This is a genomic window from Enterococcus sp. CR-Ec1, assembly GCF_002850555.1.
GTDB classification, from domain to species: domain Bacteria; phylum Bacillota; class Bacilli; order Lactobacillales; family Enterococcaceae; genus Enterococcus_D; species Enterococcus_D entomosocium.
The window spans coordinates 1,812,533-1,837,124 of record NZ_CP025223.1 but is presented as its reverse complement, the minus strand read 5'-3'; the positions used below and the strand labels follow the sequence as shown (position 1 = coordinate 1,837,124).

General features: G+C 42.2%; 23 protein-coding genes and 1 other RNA gene. 4 read left to right on the top strand and 20 right to left on the bottom strand.

From position 1 onward, the window contains the following. Window positions 1–221: 221 nt before the first annotated feature. On the bottom strand, window positions 222–1,274 hold the full coding sequence (locus tag CXM95_RS08825) for a DUF7278 family profilin-like fold-containing protein (protein ID WP_005236012.1): 1,053 nt from the start codon (window positions 1,272–1,274) through the stop codon (window positions 222–224). Window positions 1,275–1,344: 70 nt separating this feature from the next. On the opposite strand from CXM95_RS08825, the gene CXM95_RS08820 reads away from it, so the two are divergent. Then, window positions 1,345–1,788 (top strand): GNAT family N-acetyltransferase, encoded by a 444-nt coding sequence (locus tag CXM95_RS08820; protein ID WP_008379848.1) that lies wholly within the window; start codon window positions 1,345–1,347, stop codon window positions 1,786–1,788. 31 nt (window positions 1,789–1,819) lie between these two features. Here CXM95_RS08820 and CXM95_RS08815 read toward each other — a convergent pair whose 3' ends face one another. Together CXM95_RS08815 and CXM95_RS08810 are read right to left on the bottom strand one after the other, a co-directional pair. Beyond that, window positions 1,820–3,166, bottom strand: a complete 1,347-nt coding sequence (locus tag CXM95_RS08815; RefSeq protein WP_005236016.1) for a DEAD/DEAH box helicase — start codon at window positions 3,164–3,166, stop codon at window positions 1,820–1,822. Window positions 3,167–3,224: 58 nt separating this feature from the next. Further along, the gene (locus tag CXM95_RS08810; protein ID WP_086299451.1) at window positions 3,225–4,388 is read right to left on the bottom strand and encodes a VanZ family protein; all 1,164 of its coding nucleotides are present in this window, start codon (window positions 4,386–4,388) and stop codon (window positions 3,225–3,227) included. A 93-nt stretch (window positions 4,389–4,481) separates the two neighbouring features. On the opposite strand from CXM95_RS08810, the gene CXM95_RS08805 reads away from it, so the two are divergent. Further along, window positions 4,482–4,808 carry a hypothetical protein gene (locus tag CXM95_RS08805; RefSeq protein WP_005236019.1) on the top strand — a complete coding sequence of 109 codons (327 nt, stop codon included), beginning with the start codon at window positions 4,482–4,484 and terminating at the stop codon, window positions 4,806–4,808. 158 nt (window positions 4,809–4,966) lie between these two features. Here the strand turns inward: CXM95_RS08805 and CXM95_RS08800 are convergent, their stop codons facing one another. The 8 genes from CXM95_RS08800 to CXM95_RS08765 all read right to left on the bottom strand — a co-directional run bounded on the left by CXM95_RS08800 (window position 4,967) and on the right by CXM95_RS08765 (window position 10,621). Next, complete coding sequence (locus CXM95_RS08800) at window positions 4,967–5,200, bottom strand: hypothetical protein (protein ID WP_005236021.1); 234 nt, start codon at window positions 5,198–5,200, stop codon at window positions 4,967–4,969. Further along, window positions 5,197–5,577: a hypothetical protein gene (locus CXM95_RS08795; protein ID WP_005236023.1), complete on the bottom strand. Its 381-nt coding sequence runs from the start codon at window positions 5,575–5,577 to the stop codon at window positions 5,197–5,199. Before CXM95_RS08795 ends, CXM95_RS08800 begins: the two co-directional genes overlap by 4 nt. Window positions 5,578–5,660: 83 nt before the next feature. Further along, window positions 5,661–6,320, bottom strand: a complete 660-nt coding sequence (locus CXM95_RS08790; protein WP_101699040.1) for an HD domain-containing protein — start codon at window positions 6,318–6,320, stop codon at window positions 5,661–5,663. A gap of 147 nt (window positions 6,321–6,467) precedes the next feature. Further along, complete coding sequence (locus CXM95_RS08785) at window positions 6,468–7,982, bottom strand: carboxypeptidase M32 (protein ID WP_086299453.1); 1,515 nt, start codon at window positions 7,980–7,982, stop codon at window positions 6,468–6,470. Next, window positions 7,982–9,142 carry a THUMP domain-containing class I SAM-dependent RNA methyltransferase gene (locus CXM95_RS08780; protein WP_086299454.1) on the bottom strand — a complete coding sequence of 387 codons (1,161 nt, stop codon included), beginning with the start codon at window positions 9,140–9,142 and terminating at the stop codon, window positions 7,982–7,984. The genes CXM95_RS08785 and CXM95_RS08780 overlap by 1 nt, the downstream gene beginning before the upstream one ends. Window positions 9,143–9,208: 66 nt before the next feature. Then, window positions 9,209–9,574: RNase P RNA component class B (gene rnpB / locus CXM95_RS08775), an RNA gene on the bottom strand. Between the two features lie 19 nt (window positions 9,575–9,593). Continuing rightward, the gene (gene gpsB, locus CXM95_RS08770; RefSeq protein WP_005226142.1) at window positions 9,594–10,004 is read right to left on the bottom strand and encodes a cell division regulator GpsB; all 411 of its coding nucleotides are present in this window, start codon (window positions 10,002–10,004) and stop codon (window positions 9,594–9,596) included. 71 nt (window positions 10,005–10,075) lie between these two features. After that, the gene (locus tag CXM95_RS08765; protein ID WP_008379834.1) at window positions 10,076–10,621 is read right to left on the bottom strand and encodes a DUF1273 domain-containing protein; all 546 of its coding nucleotides are present in this window, start codon (window positions 10,619–10,621) and stop codon (window positions 10,076–10,078) included. 70 nt (window positions 10,622–10,691) lie between these two features. On the opposite strand from CXM95_RS08765, the gene recU reads away from it, so the two are divergent. Both recU and CXM95_RS08755 read left to right on the top strand, forming a co-directional pair. Continuing rightward, window positions 10,692–11,330 (top strand): Holliday junction resolvase RecU, encoded by a 639-nt coding sequence (recU, locus tag CXM95_RS08760; RefSeq protein ID WP_008379833.1) that lies wholly within the window; start codon window positions 10,692–10,694, stop codon window positions 11,328–11,330. Then, window positions 11,320–13,641 carry a PBP1A family penicillin-binding protein gene (locus CXM95_RS08755; protein WP_034872636.1) on the top strand — a complete coding sequence of 774 codons (2,322 nt, stop codon included), beginning with the start codon at window positions 11,320–11,322 and terminating at the stop codon, window positions 13,639–13,641. Before recU ends, CXM95_RS08755 begins: the two co-directional genes overlap by 11 nt. Before the next feature lie 75 nt (window positions 13,642–13,716). On the opposite strand, the gene CXM95_RS08750 is transcribed toward CXM95_RS08755, so the two are convergent. The 9 genes from CXM95_RS08750 to CXM95_RS08715 all read right to left on the bottom strand — a co-directional run bounded on the left by CXM95_RS08750 (window position 13,717) and on the right by CXM95_RS08715 (window position 24,578). After that, window positions 13,717–14,520 (bottom strand): hypothetical protein, encoded by an 804-nt coding sequence (locus CXM95_RS08750; RefSeq protein WP_233499120.1) that lies wholly within the window; start codon window positions 14,518–14,520, stop codon window positions 13,717–13,719. After that, window positions 14,498–14,899: a hypothetical protein gene (locus tag CXM95_RS18975; protein ID WP_233499119.1), complete on the bottom strand. Its 402-nt coding sequence runs from the start codon at window positions 14,897–14,899 to the stop codon at window positions 14,498–14,500. The genes CXM95_RS08750 and CXM95_RS18975 overlap by 23 nt, the downstream gene beginning before the upstream one ends. A gap of 2 nt (window positions 14,900–14,901) precedes the next feature. Beyond that, window positions 14,902–15,753 (bottom strand): hypothetical protein, encoded by an 852-nt coding sequence (locus CXM95_RS08745; RefSeq protein ID WP_233499118.1) that lies wholly within the window; start codon window positions 15,751–15,753, stop codon window positions 14,902–14,904. A 121-nt stretch (window positions 15,754–15,874) separates the two neighbouring features. Further along, entirely contained in the window at window positions 15,875–16,354 is a 480-nt protein-coding gene (lepB, locus tag CXM95_RS08740) for a signal peptidase I (RefSeq protein WP_015509748.1), read from the bottom strand. Window positions 16,355–16,372: 18 nt separating this feature from the next. Continuing rightward, a complete protein-coding gene (locus tag CXM95_RS08735) occupies window positions 16,373–18,424 on the bottom strand; it encodes a glucosaminidase domain-containing protein (RefSeq protein WP_086299455.1) in 2,052 nt (683 codons plus the stop codon). A 299-nt stretch (window positions 18,425–18,723) separates the two neighbouring features. Continuing rightward, the gene (locus CXM95_RS08730) at window positions 18,724–21,777 is read right to left on the bottom strand and encodes a WxL domain-containing protein (protein WP_233499117.1); all 3,054 of its coding nucleotides are present in this window, start codon (window positions 21,775–21,777) and stop codon (window positions 18,724–18,726) included. Between the two features lies 1 nt (window position 21,778). Beyond that, complete coding sequence (locus CXM95_RS08725; RefSeq protein ID WP_005236047.1) at window positions 21,779–22,906, bottom strand: DUF916 and DUF3324 domain-containing protein; 1,128 nt, start codon at window positions 22,904–22,906, stop codon at window positions 21,779–21,781. Window positions 22,907–22,919: 13 nt separating this feature from the next. Next, the gene (locus CXM95_RS08720) at window positions 22,920–23,732 is read right to left on the bottom strand and encodes a WxL domain-containing protein (RefSeq protein WP_008379817.1); all 813 of its coding nucleotides are present in this window, start codon (window positions 23,730–23,732) and stop codon (window positions 22,920–22,922) included. Window positions 23,733–23,774: 42 nt separating this feature from the next. Then, complete coding sequence (locus tag CXM95_RS08715; RefSeq protein ID WP_086299650.1) at window positions 23,775–24,578, bottom strand: WxL domain-containing protein; 804 nt, start codon at window positions 24,576–24,578, stop codon at window positions 23,775–23,777. Window positions 24,579–24,592 lie beyond the last annotated feature (14 nt).

The window sequence follows — 24,592 nt, the reverse complement described above, 5'->3', positions numbered from 1 at the left end:
CGCGGTACCACCTTGCTTGCAATGATGTGACTCATTACCTCTTAGACTCGTTAACGCGGAGTGGACGGCAACATTTCTGCTGCAGTTGAGCACCAAAGGGAGCAATCCGTCTGAATTCATGTTTTTCTCTCAGCAGTGAAAAACTTTCTGTAATGAATCATCAAACCGACCATATCCTTCGTCATTCAAAGTATAAGGAAATGTGTCGAAAAAGTCAATCCTCAAATCCGGTCTTTATTGATCAGAATCGCTTTGCGGTAACGATAGCTCTGCGGAGAAAGCTTTTGATCTGGCTGTAGCATTTTCCGTGAACGGTAATAACTGGCATAAGGCAATGCATCGAATAAGGGATGCCCACAAATTTGCCAGTTCTCCATTTTTAAAGACAAGCCATCTGTCAGCTCCCACGCATCCGCAAGCCCATAGGTGCAGCCAAATAAATTCGGTTCAAGCAATTCAGCGGTTGGCAAAGAGACACCATCGTCGCAAGACTTTTCATTGCCCCAGCGAAAAAGTCGCCGAGTAGCAGCACCGCAGACATATTCCCATTGATCCTCTGAAAGCAGCTGAAAGCCTTGTTTATCTAACTGCTGTTTCAATTCTGTTTGACTGACGGATTCGTGGGTAAATAACTGATAGGTTTCCGATAACGGCTCTAGTGCAGCAAAATAGCGATTCTCTTCGTGATAAAAAGCGGGTAATTCCCAACGCAAGCTTTCCTCAAAGGACGCTGGTGCTGTGAATTGTGCCTTTAGCTCTTTTTCGAAAACACTGAATTGATCGACTAACCCGTGAAACTCCCCAGTGATCGTATTTAACTGCCCGATATACCTTGCGCCAGCAGGCAGAGAACTTTTTTGGACTAGCATGGGATCAATCACAGCTTTACGCAAAGGGCTCGTCGACTCATTGACAAAAATCCCCCAATCCTGGCTGGTTTCTAACTCATAGATTGTTTCCAGTTGGCGAATGATCTCATTGGGTGGTGACTGCCAATTTTTACTCCAGCAAGTAGCCGGTAATCCTTGCACACCGAGATCCCAACCTAAGATCGCCTCAGAATTCCCTGGTATAAAGACAAAGTCTTCGCCATCGATCGTTAATTCAAAGGTAGCACATTTCAATCCTGCATACGTCAACTGACTAAAATGGACATCGGTGATCTCCTTTAAAGGACTGACAAAATACATTAAAATTTGCTGGATCAGCTGTTCTTTGATTTCAAAGGACAGTGTCTTCCAATTTGACCATTGTAACGCCTCAAAAAAATCCACGTCATTTCTCCTCTCATCTGCTACAATTACTATATAACGAGTATACCACGAAAAAGGAGGAAAACGACTGATGCTTTATTTTGGACGCAGTCCGTGGATGCTACAAGCGGTTTTCGCCTTGCGGCAAGCCGTTTTTGTAGAAGAACAGCACATTCCGGCAGAATGGGAATTTGATGAAAAAGACCAAACCTGTCCATACTTTCTTTGGCTTGATGGAAACACACCGATCGCTACCATTCGCTATCAATTCTCTACACCGAACACTCTGCAACCTGATCGCTTTTGCGTAGCTAAGGCCTTTCGGCACCAAGGATACGGCACCAAATTATTGCATTACCTCGAAATGCGTGGTGTCCAAGAGGGTGCCCTCCAATCAGTGTTATCCGCAGAGATCGACGCTTGTGCGTTTTATGAATCCTGTGGGTATCAAAAAACATCTGAACCCTATGCTGAAGATGGCGTATTGTGTGTAGAAATGACTAAACAATTAAAAACAGCAGTCAAGGAAGAGTAGTTCTCTTCCTTGACTGCTGTTTTGGTAAGCATTAGCTATTCGAATTTTTCTTGTTTTTGCGGGCGGTTCGAGTCGTTTGACGACGTTCGATCTTCCGTTTTTCTTTGTTCTTCTTATCAACGGCCCATTGAATTTTTTTCTTGTAGCCAGGCTTGATTTTTTTCTTCTTTTTCTTGACTAAGCCAATCAAGGTTGGGTCTAATTCGTCACGAGATTTTTCCCGCTTTTGCCGACGATTCCGATCGTAAGTCGCAACGATCTCGCCATTTTTGATTTCCTTCGGTTGGAAAACAACCCCTAGATCTTCGATGGCTTGGATTGCCCCTTCATCGCTTGGATCATATAAAGTGATCGCGGTCCCATCCATTTGATTTCGACCGGTCCGACCAACACGGTGGATAAAGAAATCCAAATCAGCTGGAATCTCGGCATTGATGACATGAGAAACCCCTTCAATATCAATTCCTCGCGCAGCTAAATCTGTTGCGACAACATATTGGTAGTCCAAATTTTGCACTTGGCGCATGATCCGTTTTCTTTCACGAGGACTGATGTCGCCGTGGATCTTCGCTACTTTTAAGCCTTGTTCCTTTAAGTAATCCGTAATTTCATCCACACGGCTCTTCGTGTTGGCAAAAACGATGGCAAGATAGGGATGGCCTGTAGTCAATAATTGATAGATCAATTTATTGGTATTTTTCCCTTTGGTAGAAATCAACCAATTCTCGATCGTATCAGAGATGACTGCTTTCGATTTGATTTCTTCGATCAATGGATTGGCCATGTATTTTTTCAAGAATGGGCGCAATTTCTCTGGAATCGTTGCGGAGAAAACCAGCATTTGTAGTTTCTCAGGCAAACGCCCCGCAATTTGATCGACTTCTTCCAAAAAGCCCATATCCAAGGTCATGTCTGCTTCATCCACGACAAATACATTGGCAGTGTGAACCCCTAAGGCTTGTTCGTTGATCATATCCAAGATACGACCAGGTGTCCCAATCACGACATGGGGCTGTTGATTTTGCAGACGGCTCAATTGGCGCTGTTTATCCGTTCCTCCAACAAAATTTGACACACGAATCTCCGGATCATGAAACCCGCCGATCTGTTTTGCGGCTTGATAAATTTGTGTGGCTAATTCACGACTCGGTGCAGTAATCACGACTTGCACTTCATCTTTTTCGGCATCAATTTTATCCATCAATGGCAGTAAAAATGTATGGGTCTTACCACTCCCAGTCTGAGATTGTCCAACAACACTACGGCCTTTTTGGATAACAGGTATCAATTTTTCTTGCACTTCTGTTGGATTAGAGAACTTTTTATCAGCAAGTGCTTCATAAATAAATGGTTGAAATTTAAATGACTCAAAAGACATTCAAACACCTTCTTTCTTTTAGCATCCTTTGGATTATAGCATATGTTGCCTTGATTTCCTAACTTTCTTTTGTCACGGGTTTTGGATCAATCGTGCTAATTGTATACGTTGCACTGCGGCGTTCATAGAAAAAGCGGCTTTCTTTTTTTATTGCAGCCCAAAAGAGATTCATGTAAAAGCCAAACTGGATCAAGCCAAAAATGACCACCATCAATAAACTGACGACCAGAAGCAGCGTATTATCCGAATCAAGAAACGGTGCAAAAAAGATGTTGACCCGACTGATGCTGGCATAAATCAGATAAAACAAACCATAACGTTTCAATAACGCAGCCAAGCTGACCCTCTGACGGGCTTCTTGCATGATTTTGATTCGTACGAGTTTTTTTCCAATCGTTTGTCCTTTGGCAAGATAAGCAAACAACACAAAGTACAGTAATACTTCAAGAGCAAAGTACCAATAGTCCCCACTAAAGTCCCTTACCGTCTGTTGAGTAAGCAAACGAACAGCGAGCACCACAATGAAACTGACCACATTCAGTATTCCCCAATCGATCAACCAAGCAAATATCCTTCGTGTTACGGTTACCCGAGTACCTTTGGCGTATGAATCGGCATCCATCTCTTCTCTTGATGGCAATAAGAACGTAAATAGCGGGGCAATGCTCCACCCCAACAATCCTCCTAGTGTATTGACAAAGAGATCATTAACATCAAATAAGCGATAAGGACGGGGATAAATAAAATAAAGTCCTGTCAGCTGAGTCAATTCAAAAAACAACGTCAGACAAAACGTAATCGCCAGCGTTTTCAGAAAAGAACACTTGAAGTAATAACGTAAGTAAACGCCGAAAGGCAAGGTCAACAATAAATTAAAGAGTGGTTCGAGAAAGACCCCCTGCTTCATGGCAGGAAGATAGGTTTGCGGGTCGTGGATATTTAAGACCGTCTGTTGGACAAAATGGTGCCAGGATGCTCCTAGCTGCAATTCCATCTTAGGACCAGTCATATGAGCTACCTCTTCAATCGAGGGCAATGGCAAAATAACTAAAAAATAGGCGCATAATAAATAGAAGACAAACGAATAAAGAACCAGTGCACGAGAAAAGATAAAACGACCGTATTTTCGATATTGGATAACAAAAAAAATCATTGATATCGCCAATGCTAGAAATGGAAAAACCAGCAGAGCAACCTTTATTGGGGTAATATAAGCGGACATAAAGAACTCCTTCACGTTTTCTTTTTATCTTACACGCTATTTCCCAAAACGTAAATTTTGGAGTATCATAAAAGAAAAGGAGGTTAAAAAACCATGTTAAATCCCTATTTTGCCTTTGGCGTACCGGCATTCCTTTTGGTTTTATATGTAGCTTTTGCTCTTTTTCGCCGGTCTTCCGATATACCCTACTTAGGATTTGCCCTATTCATCATTGCTGGTTTTCTGACTGGATTTAGTTTACAAGTCATTCAACAAGCCATCAATGAAGTGGAGAAAACTTCTCTTGAACACGTGCAAGAAACCCACCTTTACTCGCCCTACTTATTAGCGATTCCATTGATTGTGGGCATTCTTTTACTTATTCTCAACTTGATTCGCGGCTATCTAAAAGTCAAAAACGTTCGTCTGCGGACAAAATAAAAGCAACCTACCTAGAAATACGAAATGATCCTGTTCCTCTTAATGGGAAATGAGATCGCTTCGTATTTTTTTTGGTAAGCTGCCTAGATTGCTAAACCCCTTCAAAAGATCCAACCACCACTCCCGTAGTAAAACAGTTTATCAACCACAAAAAGCGTTTATTCGTCGGCTAGTTCTTCATCCAGGTCTGTCTCTGACGTATCAGCAAAAGATTCTTTTACATCATCATTGACTTGTTCCAATAAATATTGCCAGTCACTATTCGACACAACCACCACATCGATATTCTTTTCTTCATCGATCAGCTCGAGATTCGAAACATCCTCTCCTAACTGCTGGAATAGGTCAATCAATGTTTTGTCTTGGAGTGTTACGTATTCAGTCCGTTTCATTCTTCTTCCCCCCATGAATCAAAAAATTCATAAAACAAGATATCGAAACTAGTAAGATCGGTCATCTTTTGTAAAGTAGATAGATCTAAACGAATAAACGCTTTTTCCACTAATAAATAATGGTTTTCTTCCAACGCTTCTTCGATAAATGGTAAAATCTCTTCCTCGTCCCCTAATGTCTCACTAGAGATTTGTTCGATTTGATCAAACAAGCGATCATCTTGCAACAAAAAGAATTGATCGTCGTAAAGATAGACTGCGATTTGATATTGCCGGATGGGTAGCTCAGCCCGAATGACAAAAAAGCATTCCCCTGAATTGGAAATCGCTGGCAATAGTTCACTCGGTTGTAATGCCTGTTGGTAGTACATTTCCATCCCTCCTTTGTACTTACTATTATAAAGAACAATAAAGGAAAAAGGAAATAATCGAATTGCAGTTTAAAAAACTCTAAACAAAGTTAGACATCCCATTCTGCATAGAATTCTTCTAAAAAATCCTTCATGAAAACCACACGTCGCTGAGCTTCTTTTTTGCCATAATCCGTGGTCATCTTTTCAGGAAGCAAAAATAGTTTTTCATAAAAATGATTGATCACCGTCGTCCCTTTTCGGTAATCCTCATGATTTTGAAACGTCTTTGGGGCTAAGTCACTGACATGGATCGGGTGTTGATGACTGCCACCAAAATAGCTCGTCCGTAAAATACCGATCGCACCTAAAGCATCGAGACGATCTGCATCACGAACGACGCGGCCTTCTACTGAGACAACTTGTGCGCCTTGCAAAAGTTCTTTTGAAAAAGACAGATTTTCGATAATAGAAAAAATTTCTTTCGTTTGTGCTTCACTTGCCCCTGCTGCAGTCAAACAAACTCGCACTTCGGCATAAGCCGCTGTGACATCCGCCACAACTTTGTCATCCACCGTATCATGCAAGTAAGCTGCTGCCTGTACGACAAAACGATCAACCGCCAATTCGTCGGCATCGATGATAGCTTGACTTAAGCCCGCCACCCGTTTGACATGATCAAACCCATGTCCTGTGTAATCATTCCCCAAAATACTTTCGGCATAGGCAATTACTTTGCTAATATCGGTAACATTGTTTTCTTCCTTCATCTTTCTCCTTCTTTCGATACGAAAGCAGCAAGCCTTCCTTTTTTCAGTGGTTATCGATACAAAAGGAAAAGAAGTTTAACAAAACGAGCACCCCACGAAACAGTTAGGGCGGCAACGTCTTGCGAAGCTTCTTTTCACTCGTTTCTTTTAAGCGAAATCTTGCGTCTCGCTGATTTTATAGACACTATAATAGATCTTACGTAAATAGTCTAATAGATATTGAGGATTCAATAATTCATCCGTTGCATCTAAAATCAATTCATTTGGTTTCTTTGATGCCCCATATTGATGGATATTTTCAGTCAGCCATTTACGAATCGGTGAATAATCATCTGAAGCCAACACTTCATCGACATTGATTTCTTTTTCCATCGCATGCAGTAATTGCGCGGCATACATATACCCTAACGCATAGGATGGGAAGTAACCAAAGCTGGAACCTGACCAATGAACATCTTGTAAGATTCCTTCAAGGTCATTCTCTGGACGAATCCCTAAATATTCCTCGTATTTGTCATTCCAGATTTTCGGCAGTTCATCGATCGATACTGTTTCGTTAAAGATCATTTTTTCGATCTCGTAACGAATAATGATATGGATTACGTAAGTCAAACTGTCAGCTTCAATACGGATCAAGCTGGCTTTAGAATGCTTCAAAGAATCATAGAAGGTGTCAAAAGACACATCATCAAACGAGCCTTCCGCACATTCTTGGAAAAATGGGTATTGCTTGGCCCAGAAATTGCGATTACTGCCGATAATGATTTCATTAAAAAGCGATTGAGATTCGTGGATCCCCATAGACGCTCCTTCATGAACCGGTGTTCCTTCGTATTTTTCGTCAATATTTTGCTCGTACATTCCATGTCCGGCTTCATGAATTACACCGAATAGTCCCATTGAAAAATCGTTTTCGCTCCAACGAGTAGTCAAACGCACATCGTTGTGATTGATCCCCGTAGCAAATGGGTGGACCGTATTATCCAAGCGGCCGCGAGAAAAGTCATAGCCTAAGTCGGCAATCACTTTTGAGATAAATTTACGTTGCTGCGCTTCGGTCATCTTACGTGACAGGATCGAAGTATCTGGTGCTGTTCCTTTTTCAGCCAATTGACGACGAATATCCATGATACCGTCTCTCACTTGTGAGAAAACATTATCCAAGATCTCAACCGTCATATTTGGTTCGTATTGGTTTAACAACACATCATAGTTTGTCAGCTCATTCTTCTTCCAATAAGGAATCAATTCTTTCGTCAAGCGAATATTTTCAGAAAGTGCGTCTTTAAATAAAGAAAAATCTTTTTCTTTACGGGCTTTGAGCCAAGCAGTATGTGCTTTTGACGTTGCTGCGGAAGCCGCCATCGCCAACTCATTTGGTACATCTTTTTGCAATTCATACTCTTCTTTGACTAGCTGATAAGCCGCTTTCCCAACTTCTGATAATTCTTCTGGGTGTTTCCCAAAATAGCTGATTGCTTCTTGGATCGGCTCTCCAATTTTTTTGTCAAAATAGAGGCCATATAAATAGCTGTCAACTTCCGCCCGGTAATCACTGGCTTTTTCTGGCATCCCCGTTTGATTGTCCCAGCCTAAGATCCCCATTGCTTGTTGTAATAGATCGATTTCTTTTAATTCTTTCAGAAATTCTTGTTCTTTCATTAAGCAAACTCCTTTTTGCGTGGCGGACGTTGTCCCCAGTATTGGAAGAGATCGGTACGAATCGCACCGTTGTATAATTTGCGTTTTTTTGTCGCTTTTTCGCCGTAATGGGTCTCAAAAGTCAAGTCACTGGTCAAAAAGTATTTACTCCATGTTTTAAGCGGTCGAAACACTTGGCCCATTTCTTGATACAGTCGCTGAACAGACTCTTCTTCTCCTAAGCGTTCGCCATAAGGAGGGTTAGCCACAACGACACCATACTCTTTTTCTGTTTTAAAGTCTTTAACAGCTTGTTGTTTGAAGGTGATCGAGTCTCCTAGACCGATTTCTTCCGCATTCCGGCGGGCGATCTCAATCATTCGACCATTGATATCCGAACCGGTAATATCTAATTCGACATCATAATCTGCTGCTTCATCTGCTTCTTTCCGTACTTTTTCAAATACTTCTGCTGGGAACCAATCCCACGTTTCGCAAACAAATTCCCGATTAAATCCAGGGGCGATATTATGGCCGATCAAAGCTGCTTCAATACACAATGTGCCTGATCCACAAACGGGATCGACAAAAGGCTTGTCTTTGTACCAATTTGTCAGCATCACTAAAGCCGCAGCCATGTTTTCTTTCAGAGGTGCGCCCCCTTTTTCTAAACGATAGCCGCGTTTAAACAAACTAGGGCCAGTCGTATCCAATGTGATCATCGCATGGTCTTTCAATAAAGCGACTTCTAATTGGAAAAAAGCGCCAGTTTCAGTCAGCGGCACACTTGCCGGACGATGATATACTTCTCTTAAGCGATTGACGATTGCTTTTTTGGTAATCGCTTGGCAGTCAGGTACACTATACAATTTTGATTTGATTGATTTTCCGGCTACTGGAAATTCAGCGTCTAACGGTAAAAAGTCTTCCCACGGTAACGCTTTAACTTCTTCAAACAGCTGATCGAAAGTCAATACGTCAAATTCCCCAACGACGATTTTGATACGGTCGGCTGTACGGAGCCACAAGTTCGCGGTAGCAATGGTCTCCATTGTCCCTTTAAAGCGCGCTCGGCCGTTTTCAACCTCACACTCGATCCCTAAATCCCGTAATTCTTTGCCCACTAGTGCTTCTAAACCGCTCGCAGCGGTGGCAATACAATTAAATGTTTTTTCAGTCATAACGCTCTCCTTCTTGGTATAAAAAAACCTTCCGTTGCTGGAAGGATTCCCTGATAGGTTGTGATTTTCTATAAGCCATGTTTTGTCCGTATTTTCCTCAGGGAGAAGAAAACACTGGGTAATTATCTATCTGCAATTACTTGCCTTCTTGCTCCGTTCATTTCCGTGCAAAAAGTGCCCCTACCATTGTTTGGGTTGCTCGCTCGAGGGGTTTACCGCGTTCCACCAAGACGGTTTCCCGGCTTGCTTCGTCACTGTGGCACTTTCAAGGATACTTTGGCATAGCTTGCACCTTAGCCATTTTTCCTGCCGTTACTTTCTCAAGTACCCTAGCTTATGGTTTCGCTAGGCACGAACACTACAAGCGTCTCAGCTTGTGCGAGCATGGACTTTCCTCAGCATAATCGAGTTATGCCGCAATTACCCGAAAATCACAACTATCTTTTCTACATTAGAATTGACGGGTTTTTTCGTTGTCGTCTTCAAAATCAGCATTTGTATAGTTGCTGTTGTATGAAGAAGAACGAGTGACAGGTTCTGATTCACGATCAAGCTTTTTGCCAAACACTTCTTTTTCAAGATTAGACAAACGTTTTAAAATATCAAAATTTGTGACTGTTTGGCTTTTCGGTGCTTCTTGTTGAACACGAGAAGCGATTGCTTGGTTTTTCGACAATTGATCGATTTTCGCTGTCAGACGATCGTTTTCTTCTTGCAGGGCTAAGATCTCTTTATTGTAGCTTTCGTAGTCTTTAATGATATTATCTAAAAACTCGTCCACTTCCACTGGATCATATCCACGCATTTTTGTTTTGAATTCTTGTTGCAGAATATCTTTTGGACTATAAATTAAATTTGCCATTATTTACACCTCATTGTTTATTCCAAATGGTTTTCACTTTCTAGACCATTCTATCAAAAAATATACGAAAATCAAAGTAAATTACTATCAAATGTTGCGTTTTGTAAATCATCCATTGTTATTTGATGAATAAAGTAGGGATTTTGCTCACTATAGGCTTTCGCATCTCTTAAGAAATAATTAGGTTTTCCTGGAAATTCGTCATCATATAACACAAGTGCACCTTCAGTATGCTCCAGTAAAAACGCTGTGTGATTTCTTAATTGACTGGGGTCTTGGTAAGGCTTATGGCTGGTGGCATTGACATAATCGGCAAATGACTTCGCTGTTTGCAGTGCCTGTTGATTCGTTTCGTTCCAATTTTCACCAAACCCTTCAAAAGGAAAAATAATTCCTAGTTTCAGTTCCGGGTATGTTTGTTTTAATTGTTCAATGGCTTCGGCACACCACAGCTCTGCTCCAAGATTCCCGCTGATCAAGAGCCATTCTAGCCCTTCTTCGACATAATTGGTCAATGCCGACATTATTACTTTCTTAATAACTGCAATCTTGGGATCTTTTGCTTGAAAGACACCTAATTCATAATTACGATAGCCAGTAAAGTATAAGGTTTTCATTGTTTCTCTGGTCATCTCTTTTCTTTCCAAACGACTTTTTGGTATAATGTTGCCTAGGAGTGTGAACAACATGGTTATTCGTTACCCGAATGGACAATCTACTACCTATGATGACGGCAAAAAACAAAAAATGCAAGAAAAACTAATAAAGCCAAAAACGTATGCCAATCGTGGGATGCGTTTTGAAGAAGCGATCAATGAAAGCAACCTTTATTATTTAAATCGCAAACTTGCGGTCATTCATAAGAAACCGACACCAGTTCAAATCGTCAAGGTAGATTATCCGAGAAGAAGCGCCGCCGTAATTAAAGAAGCCTACTTTCGAGAGGCCTCTACCACCGATTACAATGGGGTTTATCAAGGGCAATATATCGACTTTGAAGCGAAAGAGACTCAAAACAAAACGTCATTTCCCTTTAAAAATTTTCATCCACACCAAATCAAGCATATGGAAGACTGTTTGGAACAAGCGGGATTATGTTTTGTTCTTTTATGGTTTTCTAGTCTACAACGCTGCTTTTTTCTAGATAGCAAGTGCTTAGTTTCTCAGTGGCACCTGCAAAAGGAAACTGGAAAAAAATCAATGACGTTGGCCTATATCGAAACCAATGGGATCGAAATCATCCCCACTATTGCGCCGCGTATTCCCTATTTAAAAGCAGTTGATCAATTTTTAACGATGAAGGAGAATGATGAGTATGGCAAATGAATCACAATCGAGGACCTCTCGGCATGATTCTAAGAAAGGCACTGCTAAAAAAGCACCAAAGCCCCCTAAAGCCAAAGGCAAACGAAGTATTGGGAGTATTATTTTAAAAGTGTTTATGGGCCTATTTTTCTTAGGCTGTATCGGGATTTTATCAGGAATGGGGCTGTTTTGGTGGTACGCCAAAGATGCACCAGCACTTGATGAAACACGTTTGGATTCGACTGTTTCTTCGCGCTTTTATGCCTCCAATGGTGAATTGATCACTGAATTCGGAAGTGAAACGAGAGAAAAAATCACCGCAAGTGAGATTCCCCAACTGCTGGAAGATGCGATCGTCTCTGTCGAAGATCGTCGGTTCTATCAGCATATCGGGGTCGACCCGATCCGAATCGTTGGTTCTGCATTATCCAATGCCACAACCGGCGGTATGCAAGGCGGAAGTACGTTGACTCAGCAATTGATCAAGCTGTCCTTCTTTTCTACCAGCGCCGAAGATCAAACGTTACGAAGAAAAGCACAAGAAGCTTGGATGGCGGTTCGGCTTGAACAAACCAAATCAAAGCAGGAAATTTTGACTTACTATATTAATAAGGTATATATGTCCAACGGGGTTTATGGAATGCAAACAGCTGCTATGAAGTTTTACGGCAAACCTTTGGCTGAACTAGACCTAGCGCAAACCGCTTTGATTGCGGGTTTACCAAATGCCCCTTCTGCGTTTGATCCTTTCGCTCATCCGGATAATGCGAAAAGTCGTCGAGATGTGGTTTTAGGCGCAATGCTTGAAAACGAGAAAATCACGCAAGCGGAATATGATGCGGCCGTTGCCGAAGATATTCAAGAAGGATTGCAAGAAAACCCGCGAGAAAACCAAGAGTGGAAGTACTTTGATAATTACTTCAACGAAGTGATCGCAGAAGTCAAAGAAAAAACCGGCAAAGATGTTTATACCGATGGCTTAGATATTTACACCAATGTCGATATCGATGCGCAAAAACGGTTATATGACATCGTCAACAGCGATGATTATGTTAATTATCCAGACGATAAGATGCAGGTTGCCGCTACTTTAGTTGATGTCAATACGGGCAAAGTCACGGCTCAAATTGGTGCCCGCAACGTTGATGACGTTCTAGCAAACAACCTGGCTGTCAACGTCGCTCGGGACTTTGGATCGACCGTTAAACCGATCACAGACTACGGCCCTGCCTTCCAATTTCTACAAGACTCTACCGGTAGAATGATTTTAGATGAACCTTATACTTATAAAGGAACCGATATTCCTGTGTACAACTGGGATCGCCAATATATGGGCAATATCACGCTTCGAACTGCTTTAGCAGAATCCAGAAATGTACCAGCAGTGAAATTGTTTGATGAAGTTGGCGCGGATAATATCGCCGACTTTCTTAGCGGGTTGGGTATCGAATACCACACGATTACTCAATCTAATGCGATTTCTAGCAATACGGATAAATTAGATGGCACAAAATATGGGATCTCCAGCCTGAAAATGGCCGCTGCTTATGCTGCTTTTTCAAACGGTGGAACCTATTATGAACCTCAGTACGTCAACAAAATCGTCATGCAAGATGGGACCGAAGATGAAGAATCCTTTAAAGTTGATGGTCAAGAAGCAATGGATGATACGACGGCTTATATGGTGACCGATATTTTGAAAGATGTTATTTCTGTCGGTACTGGGACCAATGCGCAAATCGATGGGTTATACCAAGCAGGGAAAACGGGAACTTCCAATTACACCGATGACCAGCTAGCACAACTGGATACATCAAACGGTGCTTATCCGGATATTACTTTTGCCGGCTATACTCCCTCCTATTCATTGGCGGTATGGACCGGATACAACGACAAAATGACACCGATCACTGATAGCAGTACCCATGTGGCTTCAGATGTCTATCGTGAATTGATGCGCTATGTTTCTGCTTCTGTAGAAAACACGGACTGGACAATGCCAGATGGACTGACACGGATCGGAAGAGAGCTTTATCTTGAAGGGACATACACGCAGCCAAGCTATTCAGCACCAAGTTCGTCCAGCAGTAGTTCGTACGTTGAACCGACGACACCTTCTACAGAAAGTAGTGAAGCAACACCATCAAGTACAACAGAATCATCAAGCGAAGTGACACCCCCAGTGACAACACCTGATGAGGATGATTCATCTTCGGTCGTTACACCTCCTGCTTCTAGTCAGGATCCTGGCTCAACAACGCCTTCCAGCAGTGAAGAAAATCCTTCCTCACCGCCGGATCCACCAGAACCAAATGATGGTAACTCCGAATAACTGAGAATAGTGAAAAACAGTAGATCAGATTTTGATCTACTGTTTTTTTACTAACGACCATATAAATGTAGAAGCTTACTTTTCAAGCTCTTCAAAAAGCAATTTTTTATCTGAAAGCTGATAAACTTGATTATGCAGATCGTCAAACAAATGAATCACATTTTCTTTTGTCTCGTTCACTTCAAAAAGAATCTCCTTGGCACGATCATGAATGCCATCGATTCGCATTTCTGTCGTACGGATCATTCGTTCAGATTCGATCTTCGCTTCTTGAATCGTGCGATTTGCTTTTCTTCTAGCAAAGACTAAAACCTCACTGATTTCTGTTTGGAACTGCTCGTTTTCGATTTGTAGGGTTGCATTTTCTTCCCTTAGTGCTTCGATCTTCGCCTGAAGCTCTGCGACTTCTTCATTTGATTCGCTAGCTGAAACTTTTGCTGCAAGCTCTTCTTTTTCTGCCAATTGCTGTTTCAAATCAGCAATTACTTCTTGCAACTGCTGGATTTCTTGCCGCTTCAACGTCCATTCAGCGCGTTCCTTTTCGTAATTTTGTTTCTCTTTTTGCTCTTTTTCTTGCTGAACAGCTAACTTAGCTTCTAATTGCTGGATCTTTGCTTCAAGTTTTTCTGTATCTACTTTTGTAAGCTGTTCTTCTAGGTCTTTGACTTTCTTATTCGCTTCTACTAGCGAAGCTTTTAATTCTTTTGCCTCTGCTTCTTGTTGAGCCACTACCTTCTGCTGTTTTTTTAACTGTTTTTTTTCTTCCTGTAGTTGCTCATTTTCTAAAATCAATTCTTTAATTTCAAAAGATAAATTTTCAATCATATGATCCTTTTCTTGTTCTTCTGACTCTTGCTTATGTGTCTGGTTTATACTCACGTTCTCCTTTGTCTTCAACGAGTTGACTATCTTTGGCGTGGTTATCACGGTTCCCAGAGGATTTTTGCTGCACTGCTATCTTTTTGACACTTTGATCTGTCTGTTGATCAACAGACACTCTTTGCTGAGAAATCGGTTTTGCTAAAGTCTGTGCGACAGGTTTCGCTGTTTCTTTCTGGGTTTTAGGGGGTTCATTGTCCGCTTGTCGATTGGTTCCTTTCTCTTTTTTTTCAGGCGTAGCCTTTGCGAACCCTTGATCCTCAATGCTTCCCTCTTCTTGATTTGTCTCCTCAAATTCATTCAACTCTTCTATGGATAATTGATTTACTTCATCCATTAGCTTTTGGACAGAAAACAAACCTTTGTTTTTCTTTTTCATCATTAATTTTTCACACTGCCTTTTTGTTCATTTGTATTGATCGTTTCACTTTGATCCGTTCGAGGAGTAGAGGATATGCTTTCGCTCCCCTCGTTATTAGCTACTTCTTGAGCGTCAGTGTTTGGAAAGCTGCGTTCTAAAAGGGTCCAAACTCCATTCTCGTCACGAATGATCGTCTGCTCAAAGGACTGATCAGAATCCTTGGAAAATTGAACAGAGAAGGTTCCTTGGGTGATCAAGGGAACGTTCTGCATATCATGTAGTAGACGAGAAAAATTTTCTTCCCATCCGTTTAGGTCATCAATTGATGGTAATTTGCTAGATAGAACAATCGAGATTTCTTGCAAGGGCTGATCAACAAAAATCATCGCTACAGTGCGGCCTAGATATGGTGATAACTGATAGGCCAACTCATATTCAGCTGCAAACTGTGCTTCACGATCATTGGATACGAGTAAATGCTCCCAATCAATCGCTTCAAAAGCAAAGCCGTTCTCAGGATAAGCAAAAATCGGCATACGCATCCATTCCGTTTGCTCAGTTCTTAGCGCGAAGACTTCCTCTTTCAATTGACTGGTTTCTTCTTGCAGCCTTTGCAAATGAATGCCGCCTGTCAGCTGAAAAACTGTTAGTAGCAAGACACTTACGATTATGGCACTACTGCAGCCCAATACAATTAGCAGGTGCCCACTGCGCAGGTTGTGCTTAAATAAACGCAGTTTCCTTTTGGCTAAAGCATCTGACGACAGCTGCTTTTCAACTTTTCTTAATAAATATTCTCGATACAATCGCCAACCGATGATACTACCTGCTCCAATGGCAAGCAGTATCATCCCAATATAGATAAAAATCACAGTCTCTTCCTTCCATCAAAACTAAAATTCGTTTTATTCATCCCTTTTGATACAAACTTAGTCTCGTTGATATGTTGCAAGAAATGAATCATCGCAAACTTCCTTTCAAGAAGCTGATGTGTCAGAAGAACGTGGTCACCACACCATAAAAGGTTTTACTTGAAATGATTCCAAATTCTCTACTATCACTTGAAGTGAGCAGTGCATCGCCAACGACAAAGTACTCATCTTCTTTGAGGTACCCCCGAATCGGCAACGCCTCAACGGCTTCATCCTTCACAGTGATCATAAATGAAAAATCAAAGTCAGTATCCTCCGCCCCAATCAACAAACGCTCCTGTGTACGAACGAAGGAATCCCCCGGCACACCAATCACTCTCTTGATCAAAAATTTCCCTTCCTGTTCGAAAGCGATCAGCTGATAGCGATTTGGCTGGCGCTTTTTATGGATCAGCACAACTTGTCGATCCTCGATCGTCGGCAGCATGGACGTTCCTCTGACTAACGCCAGTCGATACGGCTGAAGAAACGCAATAAGCAAAAGGACCATCAAAAAGATACCGCTGATAGGAAGACCTATTTGTCTATGCCTTTTACTCATATTGCCAGCCCTCCATCCTTATTTTGGCATAATATATGAAACACTTGATGAGTGCGCCAATTCATTGCTGATCACGCGATAAGAGATTGTGGTTCCACCATAGACATTTCCTTCTGAAACCAAAATACCATTTGGACCAACGGCTTCAACAAAAGCGACATGCCCATAACGAGGATCAGATCCAGCTGTTCCAGGTGCAAAAGAGATCATACTGCCTGCTTTAGGCGTTTGACTGACGTTGTAACCTAAACGTCGTCCGGTATTGCCCCATTGACCACCATTTCCCATGTAGTCATCTACTTGACCGCCTAATTGACTCACGCGATTGAACACATACCAAGTACATTGTCCAACAGGATACGAACCAGAAAGATTGTAGTCACGACCGTTGTATTCTCGAAATGTCATGAGGGAGCGATACTCTTCTGGAATTTGTTCTTTTCCTTGGATAAACAAGCCTGTTTCTGTTGCGATCACTTGGTCATATTGCGTCAATCCATAGACTGCAATCAGTGAATTGATTTTTTTACTATAATTAACATCGGTCGCATAAGTGCCCGTCAAAGCATCTGCTGCCCGAAGATAGTTTTTTGATTCAGAGCGCCACACGTCTTGATAAAAGGTTGGATTTCCAGTGATTCCTCCGCGAATCAATTTGACATAATCAGCCATGGAATCTCGATAACTTGAATAGGAACGAAAGGCGGCTTGAATTTGGAATAGTTCTCCGTTGCCTTTATCTTCCATTGTTGGTAAAGTCACGCTGTTTCCTTGATAACTGCCTTTGATCCCAAAAAGGTTATAATGGGGACTGCTGGAAAGCCCGCTGTCGCCACTGCCGCTTTCAAGGATCGCTTGCGCGATCAATACAGAAGCAAAGACATCGTATTCTTGCCCTAAGCTTTGGGCTTCTTGTGCCAATGTTTCAATAAACGTCTGGGTCTTTTGATTCACTGTAAATTCGTAAGGGGCTGGATATTCAGTAACTAGCTTTTTGCCATATGTAGCCAATTCAGGATTTGATAGCCGTCTGATCGATAGCGGCTCTTCGATAGAAACCCGCTGAACTTCGATGGCAGTTTTCGTTGGCTCTTCTTGATTTGTCACTAAACTTGCTTGGTAACCATCTGCGAGGTAGATACCGATTAACTTATTTGCGTCATATAAAAGATCCCCCGGTTGTAATTGTTCAACCGGCTGTTCTTTTTCTATCCAGCTAGCTTCTCCTTTTATAACCGCTTTGATCCGTTCATTGATCCATTCGTCCATCGTCAATGGTTCTTCTAGTTCACCAATTTGCCCGATGATCTCGTAGACGAATGCCGCTTGCCATTGCGCATCATAATCAGCTAATATCGGCAAGGTGAAATCTAACAGATTCGAATCTGCGATCTTTGCTGCCCGAAAACTCTCTGGTAAATCAATGGTACGTCCATCATAAAAAGAATTTTTCAAGTGAGAAGTAGCATCTGGTGATTGAACGACAGGGTTTATTACTTGCTCAGGTGCAATAATCGGAGGTGTTTTCGGCTCCTCTTTTTTTGCATTTTCAGTATTTTCGTTGCTCTCAGTTGAAATTTCATTTTCTTTTGGTGCCAATGACTCATCAATCAAGTCGGTCTCTTTTGGCTTGTTCTCTGTTTCTACTTCTAGATCGTCCGTTTCAGCATCTATTTTTTCCTCTTCCTCGGAAGGTTCCGCGGACTCTGATTCCTCTAGTTCGGTCGTTTCCGATGACTCGGTCGTTTGCGTTGAGTCTGCTTCTTCAGACGAATCAAGAGATTCTACAACGGTATCTGCTGTTTCTGAATCCATAAGCGGCTCATTTGATTCGGAGGATAACTCGGTCGAGCCCTCCGTTTGCTCTTTGCTGACGTCTTCTTGACTCTCTTGGGCTTCTGCTGCCGATGAATCTTGGTCATCAAGTTGCTGTTCGACATTTGTATTTTCTGAATAGTTATCAGGCTGAGGGCTTTCTTTCGCCAGTAATACGGGAGAAACAAAAAGTTGGCTTGCTAAAATCCCAGCACTGAATAATGTTAAATATGACTTCTTTTTTCTACTCTTCATACAGTTTCCTTTCTCTTGTTTCAGCCGGCATCATTGGTTTTGATCAAAACCTGACGAACTGATTCAAAGTTGCTTGAATAGTTTTTGCACGAGTTTAGGTGAACTCTGTATCTTCGCGATTATTTTTGAAGCAAACGATTGATTTAGCCAGCTTAAGCAGATTTTGCTCAGCAGCGTGATCTACCATAAAAAAGCGTTAAAATCCACTGCTTTTCAACCGATTTATTCACTGTCTTCCTATCAAGAATGGAAGCTGTCATAGGCGTCAACAGCTTCCATTTGATAAGATTGAGCATCGATCATTCGGTAGATGGGACAAAACTTAACTCCCATTCAATCGTTGCTTGATAGGTCATATTACGCGGATTTGATCCAATGGGTACTTCAAGTTTGACACTATCCCCCATCGTCCCCATATCCCCGTAGCGCTGAATCCAGGTACCGCTTCCTTCATTTGCATCCGCTTCAGCGATCAAAGCGGGTACCCCAGGATCAAGGATCATTGATTCACTATAAGTGGGAGGAATTGCTGAATTGGCGGCATTCGTCAGCATAACTGCATTTTCTAAAATAATTCGTGCACCCCGAAGTTCTTCTCCTCGATCATTACGAAATCCTGCAGCAGATAATGTCGCGTTTAGTTCCCAGCCGGTAAATTGAGCGCGACGGTCAGAAATCTGCACGTAATTTGGCCGTTCCTCAGTTACTGAGCCATCTGCACTGCTAAGACGTTGTGGCAATGCCTTGTACTGTTTGGTATCTGCACTTATCGATACATCTCCAAAGCTATACTGGGAGATGAAATCGATACTGATAAACCCTAAATGTTCTGGTATATCCGGTTTATTTTCTGGATTCACTTCAATATCTGGCGCGATCGGATCTCGTGGATTCATTGTGGCAATCTCTTGAACAACTGTTTCAGCTGTATCGAATTTTCCATTTAAGAAAGCGTAAGCCGTCACCGTATTATGTTTTGTAAACCGATCCCCCTCGGCTAAGGTCAAGCTGAAATCACCATTTGCATCTGCTTGAAGATGAAACAAGCTGTTATCATCAAAAGAGGGTGATTGCAGTTGCGGTGCGGGAATCGCTGGATCTCCGTCAAAACGAATCACACTATAAGGTGTGGCTTTTCCCTTAATGATTCTTGAGCCTTCCAGTGCCGGGTCTTCCGTTAATGGTTCTAAATGAACCTCGACATCTGGAATATATTCAAATAGGATACGTTGTGCTCTTGTGGTAAAATTCGCGCGAAAATGATCAACGATCTCTTGTGAGATGGAAGAAACATTCGAAATCGATGACAAGGTAGAGGCAAAATTCACTTTTAAATTGAAGATTGGACTCCAACTGAAGTCTGGTTCCTCCGTCAAGTTTCCATGCCGCCATTGCTTCGCAGCTTGAATATCCACATCTAATAGCCCGCCGCTGCCGGAAATCGAAATAAGGCTACTATTTGCTGCATTTCCGGTAACCGCCCTTGTTTTCTCTAAATTGATGCGTTGTGCATCCGCAAAAGTGAAGGTTGAGGCCGAGCTCAAAAATGTCATCAAGGAATGAGAGGGATTGGTTCCGTCCGACTTAATATCCAAGACTCCTTCTTTAGCAACAATAAATGTGGCGGCACCGGCTACATGGATCACTCCGGAGGTGGTGGTCCCTTGATTCACTGCATCAATTTCGACACTGCTTTTATTTCCAATAAGCATCGTGCTTCCAGCACCCATGTAGATAATGTTATAGCCCCATCCATTGAGGCTTGTGGTACGTCCATCAGCTTTGATTACCACTTTGCTATCCTCAGACATTTCAAAGTGGGCGCCGCTAGCATACATACTGATTGCGGGGGAGTTGGCTCGGGCAGTCAAATGAAGCTCTGATCGATTACCGATATTGATCCGTCCATTCGCAATATAAATATTTGCTCCAAAAGCCTCACCGGCTGTTCCAGCAGCACGCAGGGACATCTTTGCATCATTGCCAATAGTCATACGCCCCGTTGCATAATATAAATAGATATTGCCGGAATTTATTGTCGACATGTCAACTGTTGCGTTATCAAGAATTTCTAATTGTGTTACTTCCATATTCGCTTGGTTGGTTGCATTGATCGTTTGCACACGTCCAGATCTGGAAGTATATGTCGGAGTTTGATGCGATATTACTTCGCCAGACATAATAACAGGTGTCGCTAACGAGTGGATCAACTGATTGCCCGCGTTGGTTAAATTGTGGTAACGCATTCTGGATAGATTTTGTTGCGGAATACTCATATTCGTAAAATTCATGAAGCCATAATAGTTGCCATGAACGATATCGATATTTTGGTACGTGATATCCCACGGCGTTGCACTATTGACGGTACTATCATAAAATCCGACAGCAACAGCTCTAAAGTCGATTTGATACCCATTGCCTTCGATCACAAGCGTTCGCGAAATTCCAGAAGCATTGGTCCAAATATAGGCTACCCCATTCGACGGGTTGGAAGTTGCACTTCCCGCAGCCACTCCGGAAACTCCTTGAGTAGGATTGTTTGATGATTCAAAGTCATTTACGATATTGATATAATTTACTTCTCTATTCACGATTGCCGCCATAAACTCTTGCCAGTTGGAAACATCCCGGTGACTGATTTCGTCTAACGGTGTGACAGGTTCTGTCAATTGGGCAATTGCTTCTGCTTGGTCAGCTTCTGTGTCTTGCTGATTCTCATTTAGGTTCGCGTCATTAGAAGGTTGCGTGGTTCGTTTCCCTTCCTGAGGCGTATCTGATGGTGAGACCTCTGTCTCGATCGTTTCATTATCTGCATCATCATCCGAGTCCTCTTCCCCGTCATCTTCTGCCTGTACTTCGATCGTTAGTTCCGCTTCACCTATAAAAAGTCGATAATCGCCTATTTTATTAAAGACGATAGGAATCTCGAACTCCATTAGCTCTTCATCAAAGGTAAGCGTCCATTCCCGTTCTTCTTCAGACAGCTTCTTATTCTTCACTTCTGCAGCAAATTCTTCTTCCACGATCGCTGCTTCTTTCGCTACAACTAGCGTAATCTCATTTAAAGGTTGGCTTGATACGACGAAAACGTCGATCGGTTGATCCACGACACCTTCAATCACACTAACTGGAAACTGAAAAAAAGGTTGATGGATGTCAAATTCTTTTGTTTGGATCGGTTGTGTTGCTTTATCAAGCAAGGACATATTCTGCGTTTCGTCCAACGGTTCAATCGTGTGATCGATGGCGTGGATTTCCGGCAATAGGATACTGCTCAGACTTGGAAAAAAAGTTTGCACACTTAGTAATCCAATAATGATCGCAATTATTACCTTGTGCGGGGTATTCTTCATTTCAACTTTTCCCACCTTCCTTTGCATTTTTTTTCTTATGAACAATTAGGATGATCGCAATAATTAGAAGCAAGCTGATTAGACCAGCCGTGGCGATCATCCACCAATTGAGTGACGTATCTACAGTGACATCGAGTTCATTTAAGCGGCGAGCATCTTCTGCCTCTACGCTAAATATCTGTTCCCAAGACCACTCTTCCTCTCCTGACCGCGCAGTAAGATTCAATACATACTCCCCATTACGAAAACGATCGCCATCCAAGGGAATTGGGAAATGCATATGTGAATTAGGAGCCATTTGCATAGATGATTGACTTGTTTCATATAAGATCGTCTCACCATCAACAGAACGAATTTCAGCTGTTACTTCCAATTGATTGACAAATGTTGCTGTATAATTTTGGATAACAGCACTAAATACGTTTCGGTAGTTTACTTGATCGGCAAAAACATCAAGCAGTTCCAATCCCGGATCCGTTGCGGACCGATTGTTGCTTACTACCACACCAATGACATAGGAAAATGCGTTCCGAATGCCTAATCCTTCTTCAGCAGATTGTGTTTGCTCCTCTTCCGAAATAACCTCTTTGATTCGAATGCCACCTGCCAAAACCCCTTTGAATTCCTCTTCTGGCATCGTAATCGGTAAAGAAATGATTCGTTTTTCTAATGGATCTAACAATACGGTTTCAGGCACCTCTACCAGTTCATCAATTGATGCAGGTAAAGTCGGATCAGGGGATTCTGCATCCCTGCCATATTCCACAACACCATTCACATTCGTAAATGCCGTATGGGCAGAAATTTCTATTTCGATCGCTTGATCAGAACCATTTTCGATCTCTAAAGCCAATTCATCACGTTCTCCTGCCCCAAGATTTAAATCGAAATACCCCAACGCCCCTCCTTCCAGCTGACTTTCCGGTAAGATAGGCGTCACATAAAAGTTTAATTCTGATTCTGTCTGAGCATAGCTCATTCTTGGTGAAAAAAAGAATGATAGTAGGATGACCGCACAGGTAACCGTTTTTATCCATTTCATTCTCATACGTTGTTCAGTCAAAAGTGGTTCTCCTTCCAAAAAAGGCAGGAATAATTTACTATTCCTGCCAGTTGTTTCTTGTTGCAAGCTATGATCCTTCTTACGGATTTACTGTTTCGCCGCCACTATCAACAGAAGCAGTTAGCGTCCATGTCATTTCAGCAGTATAGTTAGTTGCTAGCTGCGTGGTAGAGCCTGGTACAAATAGTTGAATATCATCATTTCTGATCATTTCGCCTTCTTGTTTATTAAGATTTTGTTCCGTCAATTTTTCCTGATCTCCCCAGTAAATCGATGAAGCGCCCGCGCCTTGACCGACCGAAGCACGCATGACAGGAATGTCTTGATCGTTGACATCTAGGATCAACGCATTTTGTTCTTCATTATTGATAACGGCACTTGGCTGTAAGTCTCGATCACCCTCGCCTTTGTTGAACACGATTTCAGGGTTTGCCAACTTGATTTTTGCCCCAGTCAAGACATCTCCTGATTCAGAAGTAAAATCAGTTAGACTAACATTTAATGTCCAACCAGCATGCGTTCCTCGGGTATCTTGCACTTGGGCAAACGATACGTACGGTGTCGTCCCTGATTGATCAGCCAAATTACGTTCGTCAGCAACGATTGAATACCAACGATCACTGGTAGAAATAGCATTCTGACCAAAATCGAATGTTTGTGGTGCATAAGCAATGGTAAATGGGCCCGTTTGTCCTGGCGGTGTTGGTTCGATTGTTTCTACTTCTGGGTGCACGACTGGCGGTTGTACCACTGTTAGATCGCTTCCGTCTGAGGTAAACCCTACAACGTTATCGGTAGTCGTTTCTAATGAAGATTGGGCAAAGGCTTGAACGCCTCCTGCTAGTAAAGTGGTGGATAATACAGCGACCGTAGCTAAACGAATCTTTTTCATTTCTAGTTCCTTCTTTCTTTTTTTATTCAGTACAAAACCAAGTTACTGAACCGTTTCTCCGTCCGGTCCAGCTGTTGCAGCCAAAGTCCAAGTAAGAGTTGCTTCATAAAGAGCAGCGTCTTTTGCTGTTGATCCAGGAACAAGTAACTCAATTCCAGCATTTTCAACAACCTCTGCACCTGCTTCTACTTGTCGATTGATTTCTTCCTGATCGCCCCAAACGACTGACGATACGCCAGCACCTTTTGTTTGAGCAGCGGTCAGAACCGAACGTTCACTATTTGTAGCATCTAAAATCAATCCATCCGCATGAATTTGTGGCTCATTTTCTTGGTTGCTTCCGTTATATTCCAATTTTGGCGAATTAAAACGAATTCTTGCTCCAGTCAGTTCATTATTCTGTGTTCCTGATTCAAAAGCACTTAAGGAAACTTTTAAATCCCAACCAGCATTTGTCCCACGCGTATCTTGGACTTGGGCAAATGAAACATAAGGAACTCTTTCTTCACTATCTTCCGCGTCTTTTAGCTTGTGTAATTCAGCCACTAGCTTATATTCTTGATCTGTATTAGAAATCACTTGCTCACCGAAATTAAGCGTAGGTGCGTAAGAAATGGTCAATGGTCCCGTTTGTCCTTCCGGGCCGACTGGATTGATCTCTACATCTGGACCATTAGGACCAGGATTTGGTGGTTGAACTACTGTCGCTTCGCTATCGTTTGGTACAAAGAGAACTTTCCCTTCTGTATCATGGTTTGTTACACTCTCAGTAGCGAAGGCTTCCGCGCTAATAGTAAATAAAGTTGCAGCTAAAACAGCTGCCGATGCAAATCGTACGAATTTCAAATTCATCCCTGCTT